This window comes from Bradyrhizobium uaiense, assembly GCF_010811875.1.
Classification (GTDB): domain Bacteria; phylum Pseudomonadota; class Alphaproteobacteria; order Rhizobiales; family Xanthobacteraceae; genus Bradyrhizobium; species Bradyrhizobium uaiense.
In genome coordinates this window covers 22,073-43,557 of the sequence record NZ_VKHP01000051.1, presented here as the reverse complement: position 1 = coordinate 43,557, position 21,485 = coordinate 22,073, and the positions used below count along the sequence as shown (strand labels likewise).

General features: G+C 65.0%; 22 protein-coding genes and 1 pseudogene. 12 read left to right on the top strand and 11 right to left on the bottom strand.

What is annotated here, in order from left to right; all coding sequences use genetic code 11:
* Nucleotide 1: 1 nt before the first annotated feature.
* A complete protein-coding gene (locus FNJ47_RS15135) occupies nucleotides 2–799 on the bottom strand; it encodes an ATP-grasp domain-containing protein (protein WP_347341670.1) in 798 nt (265 codons plus the stop codon).
* 297 nt (nucleotides 800–1,096) lie between these two features.
* Between FNJ47_RS15135 and FNJ47_RS15130 the strand changes: the two genes are divergently transcribed.
* The 3 genes from FNJ47_RS15130 (at nucleotide 1,097) to FNJ47_RS15120 (ending at nucleotide 5,040) form a co-directional block, all read left to right on the top strand.
* On the top strand, nucleotides 1,097–1,870 hold the full coding sequence (locus FNJ47_RS15130; RefSeq protein ID WP_163154331.1) for a ferredoxin--NADP reductase: 774 nt from the start codon (nucleotides 1,097–1,099) through the stop codon (nucleotides 1,868–1,870).
* 469 nt (nucleotides 1,871–2,339) lie between these two features.
* On the top strand, nucleotides 2,340–3,209 hold the full coding sequence (locus tag FNJ47_RS15125) for a patatin-like phospholipase family protein (protein WP_163154329.1): 870 nt from the start codon (nucleotides 2,340–2,342) through the stop codon (nucleotides 3,207–3,209).
* Between the two features lie 205 nt (nucleotides 3,210–3,414).
* Nucleotides 3,415–5,040: an FMN-binding glutamate synthase family protein gene (locus tag FNJ47_RS15120; protein ID WP_163154327.1), complete on the top strand. Its 1,626-nt coding sequence runs from the start codon at nucleotides 3,415–3,417 to the stop codon at nucleotides 5,038–5,040.
* Nucleotides 5,041–5,048: 8 nt separating this feature from the next.
* Here the strand turns inward: FNJ47_RS15120 and FNJ47_RS15115 are convergent, their stop codons facing one another.
* The 7 genes from FNJ47_RS15115 to FNJ47_RS15085 form a co-directional block, all read right to left on the bottom strand.
* Nucleotides 5,049–6,506: an FAD-dependent monooxygenase gene (locus FNJ47_RS15115; RefSeq protein WP_163154325.1), complete on the bottom strand. Its 1,458-nt coding sequence runs from the start codon at nucleotides 6,504–6,506 to the stop codon at nucleotides 5,049–5,051.
* Between the two features lie 222 nt (nucleotides 6,507–6,728).
* Nucleotides 6,729–8,717 carry a carbohydrate porin gene (locus tag FNJ47_RS15110; RefSeq protein WP_163154323.1) on the bottom strand — a complete coding sequence of 663 codons (1,989 nt, stop codon included), beginning with the start codon at nucleotides 8,715–8,717 and terminating at the stop codon, nucleotides 6,729–6,731.
* A 307-nt stretch (nucleotides 8,718–9,024) separates the two neighbouring features.
* Nucleotides 9,025–9,225 (bottom strand): hypothetical protein, encoded by a 201-nt coding sequence (locus FNJ47_RS15105; RefSeq protein ID WP_163154321.1) that lies wholly within the window; start codon nucleotides 9,223–9,225, stop codon nucleotides 9,025–9,027.
* Nucleotides 9,226–9,260: 35 nt separating this feature from the next.
* Nucleotides 9,261–10,946: an Nramp family divalent metal transporter gene (locus tag FNJ47_RS15100; RefSeq protein ID WP_235999892.1), complete on the bottom strand. Its 1,686-nt coding sequence runs from the start codon at nucleotides 10,944–10,946 to the stop codon at nucleotides 9,261–9,263.
* A gap of 13 nt (nucleotides 10,947–10,959) precedes the next feature.
* Nucleotides 10,960–11,241 (bottom strand): hypothetical protein, encoded by a 282-nt coding sequence (locus FNJ47_RS15095; RefSeq protein WP_163154319.1) that lies wholly within the window; start codon nucleotides 11,239–11,241, stop codon nucleotides 10,960–10,962.
* Nucleotides 11,225–11,713: a phosphoribosyl-ATP diphosphatase gene (gene hisE, locus FNJ47_RS15090; RefSeq protein WP_163154317.1), complete on the bottom strand. Its 489-nt coding sequence runs from the start codon at nucleotides 11,711–11,713 to the stop codon at nucleotides 11,225–11,227. The genes FNJ47_RS15095 and hisE overlap by 17 nt, the downstream gene beginning before the upstream one ends.
* 195 nt (nucleotides 11,714–11,908) lie before the next feature.
* Nucleotides 11,909–12,202, bottom strand: a complete 294-nt coding sequence (locus FNJ47_RS15085; RefSeq protein ID WP_163154315.1) for a hypothetical protein — start codon at nucleotides 12,200–12,202, stop codon at nucleotides 11,909–11,911.
* 321 nt (nucleotides 12,203–12,523) lie between these two features.
* Between FNJ47_RS15085 and FNJ47_RS15080 the strand changes: the two genes are divergently transcribed.
* On the top strand, nucleotides 12,524–12,793 hold the full coding sequence (locus FNJ47_RS15080) for a metal-sensing transcriptional repressor (protein WP_163154313.1): 270 nt from the start codon (nucleotides 12,524–12,526) through the stop codon (nucleotides 12,791–12,793).
* Nucleotides 12,794–12,926: 133 nt separating this feature from the next.
* Here FNJ47_RS15080 and FNJ47_RS15075 read toward each other — a convergent pair whose 3' ends face one another.
* Nucleotides 12,927–13,190, bottom strand: a complete 264-nt coding sequence (locus FNJ47_RS15075) for a hypothetical protein (protein ID WP_163154304.1) — start codon at nucleotides 13,188–13,190, stop codon at nucleotides 12,927–12,929.
* 146 nt (nucleotides 13,191–13,336) lie between these two features.
* A complete protein-coding gene (locus FNJ47_RS15070; protein WP_163154302.1) occupies nucleotides 13,337–14,143 on the bottom strand; it encodes a creatininase family protein in 807 nt (268 codons plus the stop codon).
* A gap of 145 nt (nucleotides 14,144–14,288) precedes the next feature.
* Here FNJ47_RS15070 and FNJ47_RS15065 point away from each other — a divergent pair, with 145 nt between their 5' ends.
* From FNJ47_RS15065 to FNJ47_RS15030, 8 genes and pseudogenes are all read left to right on the top strand, one after another.
* The gene (locus FNJ47_RS15065; protein WP_163154301.1) at nucleotides 14,289–15,332 is read left to right on the top strand and encodes an ABC transporter substrate-binding protein; all 1,044 of its coding nucleotides are present in this window, start codon (nucleotides 14,289–14,291) and stop codon (nucleotides 15,330–15,332) included.
* A gap of 16 nt (nucleotides 15,333–15,348) precedes the next feature.
* Nucleotides 15,349–16,152, top strand: coding sequence for an ABC transporter ATP-binding protein (locus FNJ47_RS15060; protein ID WP_163154299.1), 804 nt, complete (start codon nucleotides 15,349–15,351; stop codon nucleotides 16,150–16,152).
* Nucleotides 16,149–16,936: pseudogene (locus FNJ47_RS15055) on the top strand (ABC transporter permease). The gene FNJ47_RS15060 and the pseudogene FNJ47_RS15055 overlap by 4 nt, the downstream one beginning before the upstream one ends.
* Nucleotides 16,936–17,919 carry a 2-hydroxyacid dehydrogenase gene (locus tag FNJ47_RS15050; RefSeq protein ID WP_163154297.1) on the top strand — a complete coding sequence of 328 codons (984 nt, stop codon included), beginning with the start codon at nucleotides 16,936–16,938 and terminating at the stop codon, nucleotides 17,917–17,919. Before FNJ47_RS15055 ends, FNJ47_RS15050 begins: the two are co-directional and overlap by 1 nt.
* Nucleotides 17,919–18,614, top strand: coding sequence for an AprI/Inh family metalloprotease inhibitor (locus FNJ47_RS15045; RefSeq protein WP_163154295.1), 696 nt, complete (start codon nucleotides 17,919–17,921; stop codon nucleotides 18,612–18,614). Before FNJ47_RS15050 ends, FNJ47_RS15045 begins: the two co-directional genes overlap by 1 nt.
* Before the next feature lie 159 nt (nucleotides 18,615–18,773).
* A complete protein-coding gene (locus FNJ47_RS15040) occupies nucleotides 18,774–19,169 on the top strand; it encodes a YciI family protein (RefSeq protein ID WP_163154293.1) in 396 nt (131 codons plus the stop codon).
* Between the two features lie 84 nt (nucleotides 19,170–19,253).
* Nucleotides 19,254–20,537 carry an RNA polymerase sigma factor gene (locus tag FNJ47_RS15035; RefSeq protein ID WP_163154291.1) on the top strand — a complete coding sequence of 428 codons (1,284 nt, stop codon included), beginning with the start codon at nucleotides 19,254–19,256 and terminating at the stop codon, nucleotides 20,535–20,537.
* A gap of 69 nt (nucleotides 20,538–20,606) precedes the next feature.
* On the top strand, nucleotides 20,607–20,984 hold the full coding sequence (locus FNJ47_RS15030) for a hypothetical protein (protein WP_163154289.1): 378 nt from the start codon (nucleotides 20,607–20,609) through the stop codon (nucleotides 20,982–20,984).
* Here the strand turns inward: FNJ47_RS15030 and FNJ47_RS15025 are convergent.
* Nucleotides 20,974–21,411, bottom strand: coding sequence for a styrene oxide isomerase (locus tag FNJ47_RS15025; protein WP_163154287.1), 438 nt, complete (start codon nucleotides 21,409–21,411; stop codon nucleotides 20,974–20,976). The two genes, FNJ47_RS15030 and FNJ47_RS15025, sit on opposite strands and share 11 nt — an antisense overlap.
* Between the last annotated feature and the right edge of the window lie 74 nt (nucleotides 21,412–21,485).

Here is a 21,485-nt window from a genome sequence, read left to right as displayed (position 1 = left end):
GCTACGAAAACCGTGGCGAAGGGAAAATGATATCGTGGTCCTGATCAGCCAGCGAATCTTCCTGGAAACCATCAAGAAATATTGTTTGGCGCACTCCGTTGCCGTCGAGGTTGTGCCGCCAGTTCAGCAGAAGCCGTTCGCCGGCAGGGGGAACGGCGTCGAGCGCGGCGGCGTCGAAATCCTCGGCCATGGTCTTGAGTTGTTCGGCCGTCGCGGCCGCCTGTGCCAGCGCACGCAGCGACTGGATGCCGTCGCCGACCACCGACGGGCGCGTCTTGGCGTAGACGATCAGCGCGCGCGCATCGAGCAGCACGACGCGCACCTCGTCGGTGATTTCGACATAGGGCGAGATCGCAAGGCTTGGATGCGCAGCAAGGATGCGCGCGACTGCGGTCTCGAGCTGCGTTGGCGTCGTCACGCGGAAGACGAGCTCGCCGGATGTCCCCTGATTGGGTTTGACGACCAGTCCATGCGGATGCGCGTCGAGCAGACGCCGCATCGCGTCCAGCGAGTCCGATCCCGGAATGTGCTTGCTGAGCCTCGCGCCGAGAAACAGCGTATGCGGAATCGCGGGGACGCAGGCCGATGCGAGCACATCCGCGCAGGCCGACTTGTCGTTGGCGACCTGATGCGCGACCGCGCTGTTCAGCCCGATGTCGTAGCCGATCGCAAGCCGCCGCTCGCTGCCCCTGGTCATGACGACCAGCCAGCCGCCGGACCGCACCTCGACGGCAACGGAGTGCGCCAAACAATATTTCTTGATGGTTTCCAGGAAGATTCGCTGGCTGATCAGGACCACGATATCATTTTCCCTTCGCCACGGTTTTCGTAGCAATTAATTGCCAGATCGGTGCTGATCTCAGCAAGTAAATTACGTGCAGCGCCACGTGTTAACGATGTCGCGGCTGAACCTCTGCGCGAAATCGAACGACTGCCATTCTGAGATCGCAATTGCACGCCAGTTGATCTTGACTATCTCACGCATTGGCGCAATGGAAACGCGAGATCTTCAGTGATTTCGGCCACTTCTGCGCCATCGCGAGCAGTCTAGAAATCAAACCATTCTAAATCTGGTCAGTCGAGAAAACGAAAACCCATGAGCGCGTTCTATCGAGAGAAAGTTCTTTCCGTTCAGCACTGGACCGATACGCTTTTCAGCTTTCGGGCGACTCGCGATTCCGGTTTCCGCTTCCAGAACGGGCAGTTTGCCATGATCGGCCTCGAGGTCGAGGGCCGGCCGCTGCTGCGCGCCTATTCGATGGCGAGCGCCAATCACGAGGAAGAGCTCGAGTTCTTCTCGATCAAGGTGCAGGACGGCCCGCTCACCTCCAAGCTGCAGAAGATCCGCGAGGGCGATACCATCCTGGTCGGCCGCAAGGCGACCGGCACGCTGATCACCGACAACCTGATCCCCGGCAAGCGGCTGATGCTGCTGTCGACCGGCACCGGCCTTGCGCCGTTCGCCAGCCTGATCAAGGACCCCGAGGTCTATGATCGCTACGACCAGATCCTGCTGGTGCATGGCTGCCGCCAGGTCTCCGAGCTTGCCTATGGCGAGGAGCTGGTCGCCAAGCTGCGCGATGACGAGCTGTTCGGGCCGCTGCTGTCGGAGAAGCTCTCGTACTATCCGACCGTGACCCGCGAGCCGTTCCGCAACCGCGGCCGCATCACCGACCTGATCACCTCCAATCAGCTGTTCACCGATCTGCACCAGGGTCCGCTCGACATCGAGACCGACCGCATCATGATGTGCGGCAGCCCGGCGATGCTGGAAGAGCTGAAAGTGCTGTTCGAGACCCGCGGCTTCAAGGAAGGCAGCGGCAACACCCCCGGTCACTTCGTGATCGAGAAGGCGTTCGTCGAGCGCTGATCCCGCTGGCCCCGCGCGCGGGGATCATTGCTACGTCTGTTGCGAAGGCTGGGGCCCACAAGGCTCCGGCCTTTTGCATTTGTGGGCGAGGCGTGCGCGCAGACTCGTTTCGCCTCTGCCGCGTGCGGGTAGGGCTATCGCGTATGCTATCGGGCATGAGGACGTGGAAACGTCGGTTACAGACGTCTGGCTGATTTCGGAATATTGGAAATATATCCGTGAGTTGCCCGACGCGTCAAGTGGCCCTGTCAAGTAGCCTTGGTCGAACGCCGGCCACGGCAGGCTACTTTGCATGGGGTTGTTTTCGATATTTTGGCGACGCGCCTCCCTTGCCCGCAAACGGAAAGGGGGCGGAGTCCCGCGATGACTGCTATCTCCTGCTTGAGTAGCATCACGCATTCCCGCGCCGCTATAACCCGCGCAACGCCGCGCAGCGGTTTCCCGGACGCGGCGATCAGGGAGCAGCACCTTGTCCATCACCGATCCGGATGCACCGAAGACCGCCTTTGTATTTGCCGGCGGCGGCAGTTTCGGCGCGATCCAGGTCGGGATGCTGCAGGCGTTGGCCGCGCATGGCGTCACGGCCGATATGGTGGTCGGCTCCAGCGTCGGCGCACTGAACGGCGCGTTCTATGCCAGCGATCCGACAGTTGCGGGGGTGAGGCGGCTCGCCGAGATCTGGCGCGGCCTGGACCGGCAGGACGTGTTTCCGGTGACCTGGCGGACGCTGGTGAGTTTCCTGTGGCGTCGCGACTTCCTGATCTCGCATGACGGCGTCCGCAAGCTGATCGACGACTACATCCCGTTCCGCAATCTCGAGGACGCGCGGATCCCGATCCACATCGTCACCACGGACATCATCAGCGGCGACAGCGTGGTGCTGTCGGAAGGCTCGGCCGCGGAGGCGATCGTCGCATCGACGGCGATCCCCGGCGCGTTCACGCCGGTGCACTATCGCGATCACTACCTCGCCGATGGCGCGATCTCCAGCAACACGCCGGTCCGCGTAGCCGTGAAGCAGGGGGCCAAACGCCTGATCGTGCTGCCGACCGGGCATGCCTGCGCCAACCAGGCGCCGCCGGTCGGCGCGCTCGCCAACGCGCTGCATGCGCTGACGCTCCTGATCGCCCGGCAGCTCGTCAACGAGCTCGAGAATATCGGTCCCGGTGTCGAATATTTCGTCGTGCCGCCGCTCTGCCCGCTGGTCGGCTCGCCCTATGATTTCTCCCGGACCGCCGATCACATCGCCCGCGCGCTCGACACCACCAATGCGTGGCTTGCCGGCGACGGCCTGAAGCCGGGCCACATCCCGCACGAACTGCAGCCGCACGATCATTGAAGGGCGGTTGGCGCGGTGCCGCTTCTTGGTGCAGTGCAAAAGTCGATTTCAAATCAATTTGGCCGGGTGCGGCACCCGCACCCGCCCATCCGGGCGGTTGTCACATCTGTGACCGCTCGGCCGTATAACCGTAGTGCACTTGTTCCGCGAGTTGGATTAGGCTCACGGCCGACAGGGTAGTCAGGGCAGACCGGAGGGGGATTTGATGGACACGATGCTGCTTCCGTTCTCGCCGCGCTTCATCGTGCTGACGATCTGCGCCGTCGTCACCACGCTCCTGCTGCTGGTTGGAATTTTCGACCACAAGGTCTTCAAGATCGTTCTGATCCCGCTGCTGATCTTCGGCGCGCTGACGTTCCTCGGCATCCGCGACCTGACGCAGAAGAACCACGCGGTGCTGCGCAACTACCCGATCTCGGCGCATGTCCGCTTCCTGCTCGAGGAAATCCGCCCCGAGATGCGGCAGTATTTCTTCGAGAGCGAGAAGGACGGCATGCCGTTCTCGCGCGACACCCGCGCGGTGGTCTATCAGCGCGCCAAGGCGGTGCTCGACAAGCGGCCGTTCGGCACCCAGGAGGATGTCTACCGCGAGGGCTATGAGTGGATGCACCATTCGGTGGCGCCGAAGCCGCGTGCCGACGAGAAGTTCCGCATCACCATTGGCGGTCCCGACTGCGCCAAGCCGTATTCGGCGTCGGTCTTCAACATCTCGGCGATGAGCTTTGGCGCGCTCAGCCCCAACGCGGTGCGGGCGCTCAACGCCGGTGCCAGGAAGGGCAGCTTCGCCCACGACACCGGCGAGGGCGGTGTCAGCCCCTATCACCGCGAGATGGGCGGCGATATCATCTGGGAGGTCGGCTCCGGTTATTTCGGCTGCCGCAACCGCGACGGCACCTTCAATCCGGAGCTCTTCGCAAGCGTCGCGGGCGACGACCAGATCAAGATGGTCGAGCTCAAGATCAGCCAGGGCGCCAAGCCCGGCCATGGCGGCGTACTGCCGGCCGCGAAGGTCTCCGAGGAGATTTCCAAGATCAGGGGTGTGCCGATGGGCGAGGATTGCATCTCGCCGGCCTATCACAAGGCGTTCTCGACGCCGGTGCAGATGATGGAGTTCGTGGCCCAGATGCGCAAACTGTCCGGCGGCAAGCCGGCCGGCTTCAAGATGTGCATCGGCCATCCCTGGGAATTCCTGGCGATCTGCAAGGCGATGAAGGAGAGTGGGCTCTATCCCGACTTCATCGTGGTCGACGGCAATGAGGGCGGCACCGGCGCCGCGCCGCTCGAGTTCATGGATCATTTGGGCATGCCGATGCGCGAGGGCGTCAATTTCGTCCACAACGCGCTGATCGGGATCGGCGCGCGCGATCGCATCAAGATCGGCGCCTCCGGCAAGATCGCGACCGCCTTCGACATGGCGCGCGCGATGGCGATCGGGGCCGACTGGTGCAATTCGGCGCGCGGCTTCATGTTCGCGCTCGGCTGCATCCAGTCCCTGAGCTGCCACACCGACCGCTGCCCGACCGGCGTCACCTCGCAGGATCCGATTCGCAACCGCGCGCTCTACGTCCCCGACAAGATCGAGCGCGTGTACAACTACCACCACTCGACCCTGCACGCGCTGACCGAGCTGCTCGCCGCCGCCGGCCTCGAGCACACCAAGGATCTGCGCCCGATCCACTTCTCGCAGCGGAGCTCGACCACCGACGTCCGTACTTTTGCGCAGCTCTATCCGACGCTGCGCCCGGGCGAGCTGCTCGAGGGTACCCAGGATCCCCGCTTCCGCGACGCCTGGGCGATGGCGCGCGCGGATTCGTTCCAGCCGGCGGGGTAGGCGCTCCGCTAGGCGGGCGCGCCGAACCATTTCGCCTGCGCCTCAGTAAGTCCCGCCTGCGTTCGCTCGCCGACCCACGCCACGTAGCCGTCGGGCCGGACCAGCACCGCGGACGGCGCCGAAACTTTTCCGAGCACGGGAAGTTCCCATTTGCCGTCATACGCGGCATCGACCAGCTGAACCCGGTCGCTCCATCCCGCAATGTCGATGCTGCCGGGCCCGCCAAAATTCAGCAGCACCGGTCGCGCCTGGTGCAGCAGCGCGAAGGCGTGCGTCGGGCCGTCGGCGGTGACGAGGTCGAGATCTGGCATGCGGCGTCCGAGCAGCGGATGGCCGCCGCCGAGATCGTATCGAATGTCCAGCCCGGACAGGACCGCGGCAAAACGCTTGCGCGGCTCGTCCATACTGAGCAGTTCGCGCACGAACTCATCCAGCGCCTTGGAGCGGTCGTCGGTGCGCCGAAGCGCGACCTGCGCCATCGTATTGCGCAGCACTCGGGCGCCGATCGGGTGGCGCTCGGTGTGATAGCTGTCGAGCAGACCGTCCGGTGCGATGCCCTTGACCACCTGCGCCAGCTTCCATCCAAGATTGACAGCGTCCTGCACGCCGATGTTGAGGCCCTGTCCGCCCATCGGCGGGTGCACATGCGCGGCGTCGCCGGCGAGCAGCACGCGCCGTTCGCGATAAGCGTCAGCCTGACGCGTCATATCGGTGAATCGTGAAATCCAGCCGGGACTGTGGATGCCGAAGTCGGAGCCATAGATCGCGACGAGCGCCTCGCGCACATCGCTCAAGTCAGGTTCGGAGGAGTGCAGCTGCCGCTCGGTCAGCACCAGCCGCAAACCGCGACCGTCCTCTATCTTACCGATCCCGTGGATCCCGACGGCATCGTGATGAAAGCCGAGGGGCGCTTCCTCCGCCATCTGCGCCTCCGCGATCAGCCAGCTGGTGGTCGGATCGAAGCCGGGGAAATCGATGCCGGCCGTCTTGCGAATCAGGCTGCGTCCGCCGTCGCAGCCGACGAGATACTGTGCCCGCAGCAGTTCGCCGTCGGACAGCGTGACATCGACGCCGCTGTCGTCCTGCGCAAAACCGGTCACGTCACGCCCGCGATAGATCGGCACGCCGAGCTCGCCGGCCCATTCGGCCAGGATGCGCTCGATATGGTTTTGCCACAGCGCGAGCGTGTAATTGTGCCGGGTGGGAAAGTCGCTGAGATCGAGCGGCATCGGGTGGACGTGCACGACCGGATGGCGCTGCCCTTGCGAGACGAATCGATCCGCGATGCCGCGCTGGTCGAGCACCTCGAGGGTGCGCGCGAGCAACCCGCCTGCACGCGAGCCTGCAAGTTCCTGGGTGGCGCGCCGCTCGACGATGGCAACGTCGATCCCCGCCAGCGCCAGCTCGCCCGCCAGCATCAGCCCGGTCGGACCTCCGCCGGCAATCACCACAGCATGTTCCCGCATCCCGCACTCCTCCGTTTGATTGGGCGCGCGTTCTACGGGATGACCCCGGGCTTGCGGCAAGCCCGGGGGGTCTACATATATCTGAGTGGGGAGAGGGCGCTGGCGTGGCCGCGCCCCACCTCGGTCAATCCGTCATTGCGAGGAACGAAGCGACGAAGCAATCCATGCTTCCGCGCGTGCGGAACTATGGATTGCTTCGCTTCGCTCGCAATGACGTGCGGATCAGAACTCGCCGTGCAGACGGCCGGAGAAGATGTGCACCGGGCCGCGGTCGGCGTTGTAGGCCGGGTTGGTGATGAACTGATAGTCCGCCGTCACCGTGAAGTGCTTGTTGACGGAGTAGGCGTAGTAGCTCTCGAAGATGCCTTCGTTGCGATAGTTGAGCGCGCCGTCGCCGATCAAAAGACCCAGGCCGCCGGCAGCGAGGTAATCGCGGTGCGAGGCGGAGAGCCCGTTGATCGCGCCGCCGATGCCGATCGTGTCGTCCGGCCGTCCCCATCGGCTGCCCTTGATCGACACGCCGCCCGACAGGCTGCGATCGACATCGGTGAACGACAGGATCTCGTTCTGGCCGTCATTCCAGCTCAGGCGACCGAACAGGCCGACATCGGTTGCGATCTGCTGTTCGGCATTGAGGTAGAAGCCGTATTTCAGGTTGTCCTTACGAATGCCGGCCATCACCGCGTTGATGTCGAGCGACGGGTCGGTGGCTGCGATCGCGAGCGCCTGGCTGTAATTGCCGGTGAAGCCGCGATTGCCGAACACGCCGACGCGGAGTTTGCCGGGCTGATCGAAGACCGAGTAACGGCCCTCGAATTCGACCACCGCACCGCCGGTCTTGAACGTCAGGACGTCGCTGTTCGGCGCATCCGGCACCTGGAACACGCCGGCGCGCACCGCCCAATCCTTGCGGTTGAGTTCGGCCACGGCGCCGCGAGTATAGCCGGGCAGATCCGCCGGGAAATCGTAGGCTGCGGAGGCCCACATCGCCCAGTTCATGAAGTCGGCACGTGGATCCTTGGCGTAGGAATTGCCGTCGAAGAAGTCGCCGACCGCGAACCGGCCGACGATCAGTGTCAGGCGATCGATGTCGCGCTTGCCCGCGATCTGGTTCGGGCCGTCGGGGACGTCTTCCTGTTCGCCACCGAAGCCGAAGGTCTGCTTGATGTAGTAACGTTGCGGCCGAATCCTCGGATATTCGGCGCCGGCCTTCTGGGCTTCGCCGTTCGGGAAGCCGGCGAGGCCGAGCGTACCGTTGAGGCCGAAGCCCTGCGCGGTCTCCGGGTTGAAGTAGAGTTCGCCACCTTCCCACAGCCGCACACCGACGAAGGCGGTGGTGGTCCAGGTCTGCTGCGCCTGCCCGCCCGCCGGAATGCTGTCGGTGCCGCTGTAGGCTGAACGAATCGCCGGGTAGTCCTGTCCGATCAGCGTCGTCTGCGCATGCACGGACCAATTGTCGGATTCCGGCAGCCGGGGCTGGGTCGGGGTCGCCGACCATGGCGAGTCGCCGAGCTGATAGTTCAGGCCGAATTTGAGCAGGTGCAGCCGCGGGTCGATGGTGACGCCAGGCATGCCGAAGTCGTTGAGGCCGCGCGTGCGGCGCGACAGGTCGATGTAGTCGTATTCGAGCTTGGCCGTCCAGTTGCCGCTCAGCGCAAATTCGGCGCCGGCGCCAACGGTCCATCCGGTCTGGTACTGCCCCGGTTCGGAGATGACACTACCCGCGGCGTCGTTCACCCTGACTTGGGTGCGGCCCCAGGCAAAGCCGCCGGTGACGTAAGGCATCCAGCCGTTGAGGGCGTAACCGGCGCGGCCGCGCACGGTGCCGACATAGTCGATCGAGCTGTTGAAGGGGCCGAGCGTGCGCCGCGGCAGATCGACCGGGCCGACGAATGTTGCGTCGGCCTCGACGCCGAGCACGAAGCGGTTTGCGAACTGATGATTGTATCCGACCTGGAACCCGCCGATCCCGCCGGTGATGCTGTGTGGGAAGAAGACGGCCTGCAGGGGTAGCGGATTGGTATCGGCGCCGAGCCTGCCGTCGCCGTAGCCGACATGGCCGCCGACGTAGAAACCGGTCCAGTTGTAGACCGCGTTCAGGGCCGGTGACTTGACGGCCATGTCGGCGGCGGTCGCCGGCGCGCCGAATGCGGCCGCACCGAGCGCTGCGCCGGCGGCGATCTGAACCCTGAAGAGGCGGACGCAGGTCATGACGCGGCTTTCCGCGAACGGTTGGCGGTTTTGCCCGGCTTTACAGATTTGGCGGCCACTTGCCACCCGAGATTTGAAGTCATTGCCCGCCGTCCCCGGTCCGATCCGTGTCGTCCCATCCAAAGCCAGCTCAGCACCTGGCATTCCCCAACTCTTATTGCAAGTCATTCGCAATAGCAACTGGGGTGCGCCAGATACCCCTTCGATTTGCACGCCACTATGACAGTCACGTAACAGCACGCGGCAGCAGGCCCCATCGGCTGCGATCGACCGCGCGTCTGCGGCAAATCGGTCGAAACTCGACCGTTCAATCGATGTCACCATTGTCCTTGTCCCTTGTTTTGATGAATGCCGGCTGCGATGCCCTGCCGAGCACGACCCTCGCGCCGGCCCATTCGACCCATCGCGCTATCGACAGCGCCGTCCGAAGCTCGGCGCCTGAAATCATGCGGCGCTGAAAGAGCGCGGTTGCGCCGCGCAGGATGGCACTCGCCAGCCTGAACAACATGATCGCGCCCCATCGCCGGCCACGGCCGAGCGCCGTCACGCACCCACCGTGGCGAGTTGCACGATCCGCAGCAGCACGAGGCCCGCGGCAACGACCAGATAGCCGCGCAGCACGATCATCCAGATCCGGCTCAGCGGGCTGAGCCGCGCCGGCGGCAGCCGGTCGAGCGGCGGCATCCGCCAGGTGTCGCGATCGAACAGCGGAGGCTTCGGCTTGAAGCGGAACGATGCGTTGCGGCGCGACGACATCTCGTACAGCTTGACGAGTGCCGTGACCGCGAGCGCAAGCACGCTGCCGCCGACCAGGATGCCGATGATCCATTCCTCGCCGAGATCTGGGAACAGCACTGAGGCGGTCAGGATCACCGACAGCATCACGAGCCCCGCCACGACAGCGCCGGTGAACAGGTTCAGCCGGGTCGAATTGATCCAGGGTCCGAGAATATGGCGGTCGTTGCAGAGCAGCAGCAGGAACACCGTCGCGCTCGGCAGCAGCACGCCGGCCAACGTCTGCACCGCGTTGGTGAGCAGCCCGAGCGGTGTGCCGGGCGTCAGCACCAGCACGGCAGCGAGCACGATCAGGCCGCAATAGACGCTGTAGAAGCCTTTTGCATCCCACGGCTTGCGGTGCAGCGAGTGCTTGACCGCGAACACGTCGCCGATCGCGTAAGCCGTCGAGAGGGAAACCGCGGCCGCGCCGATGATGCAGGCATCCAGCAGTGCGAGGGCAAACAGCACCGCCGGCAGCCGGCCGGCATATTTCTCGAGCCCGACCGCGGTTCCCAACGCGTCGGTGTAATTGCCGAATTCAGGCGTTCCAGCGAACACCGCCGCGCAGAACGAGATCATCGCCACCGCGCCGACCACGACCAGCACGATGCCGATGCACAGATCCATCCGCTCATAGCGGATGAAGCGCGGTGTGATCCGCTTGTCGACGATGTAGCTCTGCTGGAAGAACAATTGCCACGGTGCCACCGTGGTGCCGACGATGGCGACGATCAGCAGCATCACCTCGCTGAGCTTGGCGTCATGCGGCATCTTCGGCACGAAGAAATCAGCTGCGATCTGCCCGACCGGCGGATGCACCATCAGGATCACGGGCACCAGCAGCAGGCTGCCGAACACCAGCACGATCCCGAAGCGTTCGAAGCGGCGGAAGTCTCCGGTCGAGACCGCCAGCATCACGATAACAGCCGAGGCCAATACGCCCCAGAACTGCGAGACGCCGAGAAAGTGAAGCGCGAAGGTGATGCCGATAAATTCGGTGACGATGGTCAGCGCGTTCAGCACCAGGAGGTCGATGACGCTGAAGGCGCCCCAGAACTTGCCGAAGCGTTCGAAGATCAGTCGCGCATGGCCGACGCCGGTGACGGCGCCGAGCCGCACCACCATCTCCTGGTTGACGTAGAGCACCGGGATCAGGAGCAGCAGCGTCCACAGCAGCGTGGTGCCGTAGTTCTGTCCGGCCTGGGTGTAGGTGCCGAACGCGCCGGCATCGTTGTCGCCGACCATCACGATCAGGCCGGGGCCGACGATCGCCATCAGCGTCTTCAGGCGGGCAAGCAAGGTCGCCCGCGGTGCGATGTCGTCCCGCGCGATACTGCCGAGCGCGCCGCGGATGTCGCCGAGATGGGCGTTGTCGAGCACGGCGCTCTGGGACGACTTTGCGCCGGCTTCATGGCCGGGGGCGTGCATATTCAAATCATTGACGACGGTCATGACTCGGTCCTTCTCATTTGCGAGATTTGGCGCTTCGATGCGCCGGAAAGCGGATGATGTTGGTCGTATCGGGCGCGGGCAGGGGTCTTGCGACCGGCCGGCGCTTCGGGGGTGTGGTGTCGAGCACCAGCACGATTCCGAGGCCGGCGACGTTGCGCACGAGACCCGCGCTCTCGCGCAGGATGCCTGCGAGGCTCTCCAACACCGGGCCGAGCGGGCCGTGGGCTGCGACGGCGCGCCTCGTGGCAGCAGGGGCGGCGGGGCGATGCTCAAAGCGGTCATTCGCCCTGGTCATGGTCACCCCCTTTGCCCTGTGGCACTGGCATGGACAGGTCTGGAGTCCGGTTGCGGGCCTTCGGTGGCTTCTCGGCAATTCCGAGTTCGTCGGCGCGGCGGCGCATCTCCACCCAGACCGAGTCGGGGTCGACGCCCGCGCGATGCCACAATGCGACGAGGTGGTAGAGCAGATCGGCGCTTTCGCGGACGATCGCCTGTGTGTTGTGCTTGACCGTCTCGAGCGCGACCTCTCCGGCCTCCTCGATCACTTTCTGGGCGATCTTGCGGGTGCTCGATGCGAGCAGTCTTGCGGTGCGCGGGTGATTGTCCGGTGTCACTGCGGCAAGCGAGGCATGGAGCAGCTTCAGCTCACCCTGCGCGCTCGACGACGTGGACGGCCGGCCGATGTCGGGACGTCCTTCGGCTCGCTGGAGGACGCGCCTCCGCCGGCCGGCCGGCTCTCGCTCGGGATGTCTGGCGATCTCTGTCATGCTTGCTCCGATCGTCTCCTCGCTGCCGGTTGGGCACGGCAGGAGGGACGCGGAGCAGCTCTAGGCGCGCGCGCAACCTCCGCTGCCGTGAGCAGCGGCAATTCCAAAATTGATGTCGTTCCCCGAAGGGAGTCCCGTTGTCGCACCGCGATGGCGCGCAACGGGACAACTAGGTCCTTCGTCCATGTCGGTCCTTCAGGCGATTGCGGTCATCTTTGCGGCGGAATGCGCAATTGCTGCGCGCGGGCCGGAATGCCGGTCCGCGCGTCGCTGTCGGTCGAGATCATTGGTTGATGATTCGAGGGTGGTTTCGACGATCCACCGGCACTCCAGCCGGCCGTCGATCAGGATCCAATGACAGGCCGGGGTTGGACGCCGACGGTCCGCCGGGCGGCGAAAACCCGGCAGGTTGTCATTGGAATAGGTGGCCACCCGCGGCGGAATCTGCCGCGGCTCAAACGGCCGGAATTTTGCGAGCTTTTCGAACATCGCTCACCTCCACTTCCGCTGGTCGCGGCAGGCCGGTGAGGAGCAGGCGGTCAGCCGAGGCGCGACCACCCATCCACGCAGCGGAAGCCTGCGCGATCAGTCTTGCTGTGCGGCGTCAACAGTCCCGTCGTGGGTCTACTGTCGCCTGAGTTGCTACTGCCCATGTGCCTTCTGTGCTGGCTCGTGGTCGGGGCGACGCCCCGGTGCGGAACGAATGTTCCGACAATCGGCCAGTACGCCTGACGCAGAGGGCTGTCAAGCTGATTTCACTATCCTCCCGGGGGGATAATGATTATCCTCCCGGGAGGATAGGAGAACCATATGTCCGACGACCACCCGCACATCGCTATCGCCCGGCGCCTGAAGCGCGCCAACGGCCATCTCGAGACCATCGTCGAGATGATCGAGCAGGGCCGGCCCTGTGCGCAGATCGCCCAGCAATTGCAGGCGGTGGAGAGTGCGATCGAGAGCGCCAAGAAGGCGCTGATCCACGATCACATCGGCCACAGCCTCGAGGAGACGCTGAAGGCATCGGGTCCGAAGGGCCGCAATATGCTGCGCGACTTCCGGCTGATCGCCAAATATCTGTGACCCAAGGCCGCATGCGGCGGACCGAAAAGGATTGACCCGTCCGGGGGGACCACCGGACGGGTCGGTTGCGACACGGGGTGGATGAGGACCCGTGCCGAACACAAGATCCGCAGCCTGAGTAAGAACCCGTCGATCAGTAGCAGGTGCGCACGCGGCCGATGTAGTTGCCGTAGGCGTCGAACTGGCGCACCCAGCCGCAGCGGCGGTAGCCGGTGTCGTAGTAGCCGTCGCTGGCCGCGATCGCGCTGCCGACGATGGCGGCGCCGACCAGGCCCGCACCAACGCCCCAGCCCCAGCCATACGGCTTCGCTTCGGCCTGCGAAGTGGTGGACGCGATGGTGCCGGTCACGGCGAGCGCGGTGAGAGCGAGGGCGGCAAACTTGGTCTTGATCGACATGGGATACTCCATCCTGTTTGAGCGCGGTCCGGTTTGGTCCGCATGCCCGTTGGACGGAGGCTTTTCGGTTCCGGTTCGAAGGCCGGCCGCGAAATATGGTTTCGTGGATTGTTTCGTCGCCTCGACCAGGACGAGGGAATTCCCGGTCAGTTGCTGTCAAAGGCGCCCGGATCGAACCGGTCGACATCGGCCAGTAGCTCGCAGAACGCGCGTGCCCCGTGCTCGATCAGCTTCTCGCCCTTCTCGGCCGAGGCCTTGGTGGCATCGCCGATCGCGCCGCTCGGATTGAGGTCCTGCGCCTGCCAGGCGAACGGCGCCGGCCGCTGGGTCGACAGATGGCGATGATCCTTCTCGATCTGCACGCTCGCAGGTGTGAAGTCCGCGATCGCATCCTTGCGCACGGCCTGCGGATACTTCGCCAGCATGATCGAGGTCTCGACCGCGCCGCCGTGGATGCCGTGGCGCAATTCGGCGGCATCGAACAGCCCGTCCGGCGTGCCGAATCGCGACCAGCTCGTGGTCACCACCAGCATCTTGTGTTGCGCGCGCAGATCCTGCGCCACCAGCGACATCGCGGCGGAATTGCCGCCATGGCTGGTCACCATCACGAGCTTCCTGACCCCGGCGCGCGCCACGCTCTCGCCGAGCGCCATCCAGCTTTTCAGCGCCACATTGGTCGGAAGCGTCAGCGTGCCGGGAAAATCGATGTGCTCGGTGGAGATACCGACCGGTTGCAAGGGCAGGAAAGTCGCTGGGATGGCCGCCGGCAGCAGCTCCTGAGCCCGCGCCAGATACGCTTCGCCGATCATGACGTCGGTTCCGAGCGGCAGATGCGGTCCGTGCTGCTCGGTCGCGGCCAGCGGCAGCACCGCGATCCAGCGCGCAGCCGTTCCCTTGGCGAGGTCGGGCCAATGGATGGCGGTCCAGTCGCGGGGCGGAAGCTGAGAGGTCATCAAGCCGGTCGTTTCAATACAAGCGTTTCATTGAATGGATTTGCAGGCTAGTTTGTCTAACATCAGTGGGGCGTTCGCGTCTCCGGGCGCGGTCCACGTCGTCCCGCCTTCCATCATGGGCCATAATATCAGACGGAGTCCAACCATGATCCGGGCCTTTTTGCCGCGAGCGTTAACCATGGGCCTGCTGGCCGCCGCCCTCAGCGTTTCTGCGGCCCTTGCTCCCGCGCGGGCGCAGAGCCCGGACAAGACTTTGGACAAGGTGTCGTTCGGCACCAATTGGGTCGCCGAGGGCGAGCATGGCGGGTTCTTCCAGGCGCTCGCCGACGGCACCTACAAGAAATACGGCCTCGACGTCACCATCGTGCCCGGCGGTCCCAACGAGAACAACCGCATGCTCCTGATCGCGGGCAAGCTCGACTTCTTCATGAGCGCGAACTCGTTGCAGACCTTCGACGCCGTCACCAACAACGTGCCGCTGGTCGCGGTCGCCGCCATGTTCCAGAAGGACCCGCAGGTGTTCCTGACCCATCCCGAGGTCAAGGCCGGCAAGATCGAGGATCTGAAGCCGCTGACGCTGCTGATCTCGAAGGAGGGCATCACCAGCTACTTCCAGTGGCTGAAGTCGGAATACGGTTTCGACGAGAACAAGGTGAAGCCCTACACCTTCAACCCGCAGCCCTTCATCGTGAACAAGCAGACCGCGATGCAGGGCTATGTCACGTCGGAGCCCTTTGCGGTCGAGAAGGCCGCCGGCTTCAAGCCAAATGTTCTCCTGATTGCCGATTACGGCTTCAACTCCTATTCGACGCTGATCGAGACCCGCCGCGACCTGGTCGACAAGAAGCCTGACCTGGTGCAGCGCTTCGTCGATGCGTCTGTTGTCGGCTGGTACACGTACGTCTACGGCGACAATTCGGCCGGCAATGCGATGATCAAGAAGCTCAATCCCGACATGAACGACGAGCTGCTCGCCTATTGCGTCGCCAAGATGCGCGAGCACGGCATCGTCGATTCCGGAGACTCCATCAAGAACGGAATCGGCGCCATGACCGACGAGCGGATGGCGAGCTTCTTCGACAAGATGGTCCGCGCCGGCGTGGTCAAGGGCACCATCGACTATCGCCAGGGCTACACGCTGCGCTTCGTCAACAAGGCGGTCGGCGTCGAGCTTCGGCCGAAGAACTGACGGCTGCGAAATCGCGATGGCGGAGCCTGCGTTGTCTGGATCTGATGCCGGGTCAGCGGTGCGCCTGCGCGGCGTCGCCAAGACTTACGACAGCGGCGTAGCGGCGCTCGGGCCGCTCGACCTCGACGTCGCCAGCGGCGAGTTCGTCTCGCTGCTCGGACCTTCCGGCTGCGGCAAGTCCACCGCGCTGCGGCTGATCGCCGGCCTCGCCACGCCGAGCGCCGGCACGGTCGAGCTCTCGCATCACGGCACGGAGCAGCGCGGCAGCCACAGGATTGGCTTCGTGTTTCAGGAGCCGACCCTGATGCCGTGGGCTAATGTGCGCGACAATGTCCGCCTGCCGCTGAAGCTCGCCCATGCGCCGGCGGCCGATGCCGATGCGCGCATCGCCGCCGCGCTCGATCAGGTCGGGCTTGCGGATTTTGCCGGCGCCTACCCGCGCGAATTGTCCGGCGGCATGAAGATGCGGGTGTCGCTGGCGCGCGCGCTGGTCACCGATCCGGATATTTTGCTGATGGACGAGCCGTTCGCGGCGCTCGACGAGATCACGCGCTTTCGCCTCAACAACGACCTGCTGTCGCTGTGGCGCAACCTGCACAAGACCGTCATCTTCGTGACGCACTCGGTGTTCGAGTCGGTCTATCTCTCGCAGCGCGTGATCGTGATGACGGCGCGGCCGGGCCGGATCGGCGCCGAGTTTCGCATCACCTCGCCGGAGCCGCGCGGCGAGGAATTCCGCACCTCGGCCGAATATGCCGCGTTCTGCCGCGAGGTCTCGGGCGCGCTGGCGCCGTCTTACGCAGGGCAGGCGGGCGCATGAAGTCTCCGCAAGACCTCGTCCGCTTCGTGCTTCCGCTTGCGGTGTTCGCGGCGGGCCTCTTGCTCTGGGAAGCGATCGTCCGCGCCTATGGCATCCAGCCCTATGTGCTGCCGAGCCCGTTGTTGGTGCTGAAGACGCTGGTCGCGGACTGGCCGATTCTGTCGCAATCGCTCGGCGTCACGCTGCTGACCACGCTCGAAGGCTTCGTTGCCGCAGCGGTCGGCGGCGTCGTGCTGGCTCTGCTGTTCAACCAGTCGAAATGGCTGGAATACTCGCTGTTCCCCTATGCGGTGGTGCTGCAGGTCACCCCCGTCATCGCGATCGCGCCGCTGCTGCTGATCTATCTGCAACAACAGACTGCCGTGATCGTCTGCGCCTGGATCGTGGCGTTCTTTCCGGTGCTGTCGAACACGACGCTCGGCCTCAATTCGGTCGATCGCAACCTCGCCGGATTGTTTCAACTTTATGGCGCATCAAAGCTGCAGACGCTGCTGTTCCTGAAGCTGCCGGCGGCGCTGCCCTATATCTTGGCGGCCTGCGCATTGCCGGCGGGCTGTCGCTGATCGGCGCCGTGGTCGCGGAGATCGCGGCCGGCAGCGCCGGCGCCGGCTCGGGCCTCGCGTTCCGGATCGCTGAATCAGGCTACCGGCTGAATATTCCCCGCATGTTCGCAGCCCTTCTGCTGCTATCGCTGGCCGGGATTGTCATCTATGGGTTGCTGGCGTTAGTTTCGCACCTGTTGTTGCGGCGTTGGCATGAAAGCGCGTTAGGAAAGGACAATTGATGGCCCCGATTTCTTCCGAAAAGATCGATCTGTTGGTTTATGGACCGATCCGGCCAATCCTCGAAAACGGCTTTTCCGATCAGTATGTGCTGCACCGTGCCGAGAGCCGCGGCGACCTCGAACGCCTGACGCCCGACACGATGGGCAAGATCCGCGGCATCGCCGTCACCTATCACACGATGGCGACCGACAAGACCGCGATGGCGCTGTTTCCGAAGCTCGAGATCGTCGGCAGCTTCGGCGTCGGCTACGACCACGTCGATTCCGCTTATGCGCGCGATCACAATATTGTGGTCACCAATACGCCCGACGTGCTGACCGAGGAGGTCGCCGACGTCGCGATGGGGCTGTTGATCGCGACGCTGCGCGAATTCGTCAAGGCCGACCGCTATGTGCGCTCCGGCCTGTGGCAGACCCAGAACTATCCGCTCAGCGTCGGCTCGCTCCGCGACCGCAAGATCGGCATCGTCGGCATGGGCCGGATCGGGCAGGCGATCGGGCGTCGGCTCGAAGCCTCGCGAGTCCCGGTGTCCTATCACTCGCGCAATCCATCCAAGGACGTCTCCTACAAGCACTATCCCGACCTGATCGAGATGGCGAAGGCGGTCGATACCCTGATCGTCATCGTGCCGGGCGGCGCCTCGACGGCGAAGATGATCAATGCCGACGTCCTGAAGGCGCTCGGCCCGCGCGGCGTGCTGATCAATGTCGCACGCGGCTCTGTCGTCGACGAACCGGCGCTGGTTGCGGCGCTGAAGTCCGGCACCATCCTCGCCGCCGGTCTCGACGTGTTCGCGGCCGAACCAAACGTGCCGGACGAATTGAAGGCGATGCAGAACGTCGTGCTGCTGCCGCATATCGGTTCGGCCTCGGTGGTGACGCGCAATGCGATGGACCAGCTCGTGGTCGACAACATCACGAACTGGTTCGCCGGCAAGCCGCCGCTGACCCCGGTTGCGGAAACCCCGGTGAAGGGCCGCTGATGATATTGTCCCGCTTCAACGTCGTGCTGCTTGTGCTGCTGGCCGCGTGCGGTCCGGCAGCCGCGCAGGACGCCTCGACGTTGAAGAAGCACATGATCGGGCAGTGGGAGCTCGCCACGACCGAGCGCAGCAAGACCTGCGTCGTGACGCTGAAGAGCGATGCGACGCCGCAGGGCTTCAAGCTCGAGCTCGAGCCGGCCTGCGCCGCCGCGCTGCCCTTCACCAAGGACATCACGGGCTGGAGCATCAAGGGCCTCGGCGACATCGTGCGGCTGCACAACGCGGCCGGCGAGGGCGTGATCGATTTCACCGAAGTCGAGGCCGGCATCTTCGAAGGGATGCGCACCAACGAGGGCGTCTACATCCTGCAAAACCTCGCCGCCGCCCGCTCGCTCGCCAAGTCGATGGACCAGATGATCGGCGACTGGTCGATGGTCCGCGGCAACGGCCAGGCGATCTGCGCCCTGGTGCTGACCAATACCGATGCCGGCAACGACAATTTCCAGGTGTTCCTGAAGGGCAAATGCGATCCGGTGGTCGCAGCCTTCAATCCCACGCTGTGGCGGCTCGACCATGGCCAGATGATCCTGATGTCGGCCAAGGGCGAGGCCTGGCAGTTCGAGGCCGACGACAACGCCCAGTGGCGCCGCGTCCCCGACAGCGCCGACCCTCTGATCATGCTGCGGGAGCAGTAATTCGCGCCGTCCTGGCCGGAACAGGACGAATTTCCGGCCGAATCTCTCCAAAATAATTCCCGACCTCATGTCGATCCGGCCGCCGCCGGATCGTCGTCCCCCATAGCGAGCCGATTTTGCGGCGATCATCGCCGCTTCTCGCCCAACAGGAGTTTTCCGATGCGGTTCATGTATATCGTCACCTCCTCCCAGCCCCCGCGCCCGCCGACGCCGGCCCTGATGGAGGCGATGGGCAAGCTCGCCGAGCGGGAAATCAAGGCGGGCCGCATGATCGACACCGGCGGTCTGCTGCCGGTCGCGATGGGCGCCCAGGTGCGCATCACCGACGGCAAGCTCAATGTCATCGACGGACCGTTCGTCGAGACCAAGGAGATGATCGGCGGCTACGCGATCTTCGAGCTGCGCAGCAAGGAGGAGGCCGTCGCGGCCGCCGTCGAGTTCATGCAGCTGCACAAGGAGCATATGCCGGGCTGGGACGGCACCTGCGAGGTGCGTCCCTTCGCCACCCCGGGCGTCGACGGCGCGTGCCAGGTCGATGTATCCGCCCTAGCCTGATGCGCGGACCGGAGCGCTTCAAGCGAGGTGGACACCGCTTCGCGTGAAGAAAACGCGACGAGAAGAGATATCAGGTCGGCGGCGATGACGGCCGCCGACATCCAGGCAACCATCCTTGCGGTGTGGCGCATCGAGCAGCCGCGGCTGATCACCAGCCTGTCGCGGATGCTGCGCGACGTGCCGCTGGCCGAAGATCTGACCCAGGAAGCGCTGGTCGCCGCGCTCGAACATTGGCCAGCCGGCGGCGTGCCGGAAAAGCCCGGCGCCTGGCTGATGGCGGTCGCCAAGCGCCGTGCGCTCGATCATCTGCGCCGTGCTCGGATGCTCGTCGAGCGGCACGGTATGCTGGCGCACGATCTGGCGCGGGAGCAGGACACCATGCCCGATCTTGATTCCGCGCTCGACGACGATATCGGTGACGAATTGCTGCGGCTGATCTTCACCGCCTGCCATCCGCTGTTGTCGCGGGAAGCCCGTGCGGCGTTGGCGCTTCGGATGATCTGCGGCCTCACCACCGAGGAGATCGCGCGCGCCTTCCTGCAAGCCGAGGCAACCATCGCCCAGCGCATAGTGCGTGCCAAGCGCACGCTGTCGGAATCCGGTCTCGTCTACGAGACGCCGCGCGGCGAGGAGCTGTCCGAACGGCTCGCCTCCGTGCTCGAGGTCGTCTACCTGATTTTCAACGAGGGCTATACCGCGGCCCGTGGTGACGAATGGCTGCGCCCGCAGCTCTGCAACGAGGCGCTGCGCATCGGCCGCGTGCTGACCTCGATCGCACCGGCGGAGCCGGAGGCGCACGGGCTGCTGGCGCTGATGGAGTTCAACGCCTCGCGGCTGGCGGCGCGCACCGATGCGGCCGGCGAGCCGATCCTGCTGATGGACCAGAATCGCGCGCAGTGGGACCACCTGCAGATCCGCCGCGGGCGCCTGGCGCTGGCGCGCGCCCGCGAGCTCGGCGGCGCCGGCGGCTTCTATGTGCTGCAAGCCGCGATCGCTGCCTGCCACGCCGAGGCCGACACATCAGATGCGACCGACTGGCGCCGCATCGCCGCGCTGTACGGCGATCTCGCCGCGCTGCTGGACTCGCCGGTGATCGAGCTCAATCGTGCGGTCGCGATCGGTATGGCCGAGGGGCCGCAGGCGGCGCTTGTGATCGTCGACGGTCTCGCCGATGAACCGGCGCTGAAGTCCTATCATCTGCTGCCGAGCGTGCGCGGCGATCTGCTGCACAAGCTCAGCCGCTTCGCCGAGGCGCACGCCGCGTTCGAGGCCGCCGCCGCATTGGCCGGCAACGTGCGCGAGCGCGAGTTCCTGAAGCGCCGCGCCGCCGCAGCTGCCCGCGCGGCGCAGGACCACGGCTGTCGCTGACGGCTCCGCGATTTCGACTCAAATCGCGGGCATGCTTGCGGAATCGCAAACCGATCAGGAACCACCAAAATGACGAAGCCATCCGTGCTGGCGATCGGGCTCGACCCCACCTTCGTCGATCTGTCCGTCATGCCGCAGTTCACTCCCGAACTCGTGCGCAGCTACATCGACGCGCAGATCGAGGGCCTGCGGACGCTCGGCTATGACGTGGAGAGCTGCCTGATCGACCTCGGAGAGACCGCGGAAGCGGTGACGGCGGCGGCCCTCAACGCGCGCCGCTACGATTGCGTCGTGATCGGCGCCGGGCTGCGCGAGCCGCCGGAGCGGCTGCTGCTGTTCGAGCAGATCCTCAATCTGGTGCATCGGCTCGCGCCCGGCGCCGCCATCTGCTTCAACACCAATCCGGCCGACACCGCGGCGGCCGTACAGCGCTGGGTCAAGCCTTAGGCGCAACGGGCACAGCCTTGCCGCGCAGCCCCCACAACAGCAGGATCGACGCTGCGATGATCGCAAGCCCGATCGAGACGAACCCGGCGGTCACCAGCGTTTCCTGCCACTGCGCGGCACTCCGCCCGGCGGCCGTGACCGGCGAGAGTGCACCGGTTCCGAGGACGGCGGCGAGTGTCGTCACGGCCCAGTTGCCGTACGTTCCGCAGAGCAGCGCCCAATAGGCTGCGACGCTGGCGCGGTGCGACAGTCTCACCTCGCTCCAGATTGCGCCGACCGCGAGCAGGAACGTGCCGTTCATCACGCCTTCGAGATGCGCCGCCAGCGCCATCCGCACGTTGGTGAAGTGCTGCTCGATGAGACCGGTCAGCAGCCCAATCAGGAACAGGGCCATGCCGTGAAACAGCAGCCGTCGTCTGTAATCCATTCTCGCCCCTCTGGTAGCCTTGCCCCAATAATGGCTGACCATAGCAGAAAGCGCGAAGGCGCTGGCGCGACCTG

Excerpts from the sequence above, each read along its gene's own strand:
- FNJ47_RS15120 (WP_163154327.1), top strand. The coding sequence starts at position 3,415 with ATGGACACGATGCTGCTTCCGTTCTCGCCGCGCTTCATCGTGCTGACG.
- FNJ47_RS15095 (WP_163154319.1), bottom strand. The coding sequence starts at position 11,241 with ATGACCAGGGCGAATGACCGCTTTGAGCATCGCCCCGCCGCCCCTGCT.
- FNJ47_RS15050 (WP_163154297.1), top strand. The coding sequence starts at position 16,936 with ATGGCCCCGATTTCTTCCGAAAAGATCGATCTGTTGGTTTATGGACCG.
- FNJ47_RS15065 (WP_163154301.1), top strand. The coding sequence starts at position 14,289 with ATGATCCGGGCCTTTTTGCCGCGAGCGTTAACCATGGGCCTGCTGGCC.
- FNJ47_RS15085 (WP_163154315.1), bottom strand. The coding sequence starts at position 12,202 with ATGTTCGAAAAGCTCGCAAAATTCCGGCCGTTTGAGCCGCGGCAGATT.
- FNJ47_RS15035 (WP_163154291.1), top strand. The coding sequence starts at position 19,254 with ATGACGGCCGCCGACATCCAGGCAACCATCCTTGCGGTGTGGCGCATC.
- FNJ47_RS15070 (WP_163154302.1), bottom strand. The coding sequence starts at position 14,143 with ATGACCTCTCAGCTTCCGCCCCGCGACTGGACCGCCATCCATTGGCCC.
- FNJ47_RS15030 (WP_163154289.1), top strand. The coding sequence starts at position 20,607 with ATGACGAAGCCATCCGTGCTGGCGATCGGGCTCGACCCCACCTTCGTC.
- FNJ47_RS15045 (WP_163154295.1), top strand. The coding sequence starts at position 17,919 with ATGATATTGTCCCGCTTCAACGTCGTGCTGCTTGTGCTGCTGGCCGCG.
- FNJ47_RS15110 (WP_163154323.1), bottom strand. The coding sequence starts at position 8,717 with ATGACCTGCGTCCGCCTCTTCAGGGTTCAGATCGCCGCCGGCGCAGCG.
- FNJ47_RS15025 (WP_163154287.1), bottom strand. The coding sequence starts at position 21,411 with ATGGATTACAGACGACGGCTGCTGTTTCACGGCATGGCCCTGTTCCTG.
- FNJ47_RS15080 (WP_163154313.1), top strand. The coding sequence starts at position 12,524 with ATGTCCGACGACCACCCGCACATCGCTATCGCCCGGCGCCTGAAGCGC.
- FNJ47_RS15075 (WP_163154304.1), bottom strand. The coding sequence starts at position 13,190 with ATGTCGATCAAGACCAAGTTTGCCGCCCTCGCTCTCACCGCGCTCGCC.
- FNJ47_RS15060 (WP_163154299.1), top strand. The coding sequence starts at position 15,349 with ATGGCGGAGCCTGCGTTGTCTGGATCTGATGCCGGGTCAGCGGTGCGC.
- FNJ47_RS15115 (WP_163154325.1), bottom strand. The coding sequence starts at position 6,506 with ATGCGGGAACATGCTGTGGTGATTGCCGGCGGAGGTCCGACCGGGCTG.
- FNJ47_RS15100 (WP_235999892.1), bottom strand. The coding sequence starts at position 10,946 with ATGACCGTCGTCAATGATTTGAATATGCACGCCCCCGGCCATGAAGCC.
- FNJ47_RS15105 (WP_163154321.1), bottom strand. The coding sequence starts at position 9,225 with ATGTTGTTCAGGCTGGCGAGTGCCATCCTGCGCGGCGCAACCGCGCTC.
- FNJ47_RS15040 (WP_163154293.1), top strand. The coding sequence starts at position 18,774 with ATGCGGTTCATGTATATCGTCACCTCCTCCCAGCCCCCGCGCCCGCCG.
- FNJ47_RS15130 (WP_163154331.1), top strand. The coding sequence starts at position 1,097 with ATGAGCGCGTTCTATCGAGAGAAAGTTCTTTCCGTTCAGCACTGGACC.
- hisE (WP_163154317.1), bottom strand. The coding sequence starts at position 11,713 with ATGACAGAGATCGCCAGACATCCCGAGCGAGAGCCGGCCGGCCGGCGG.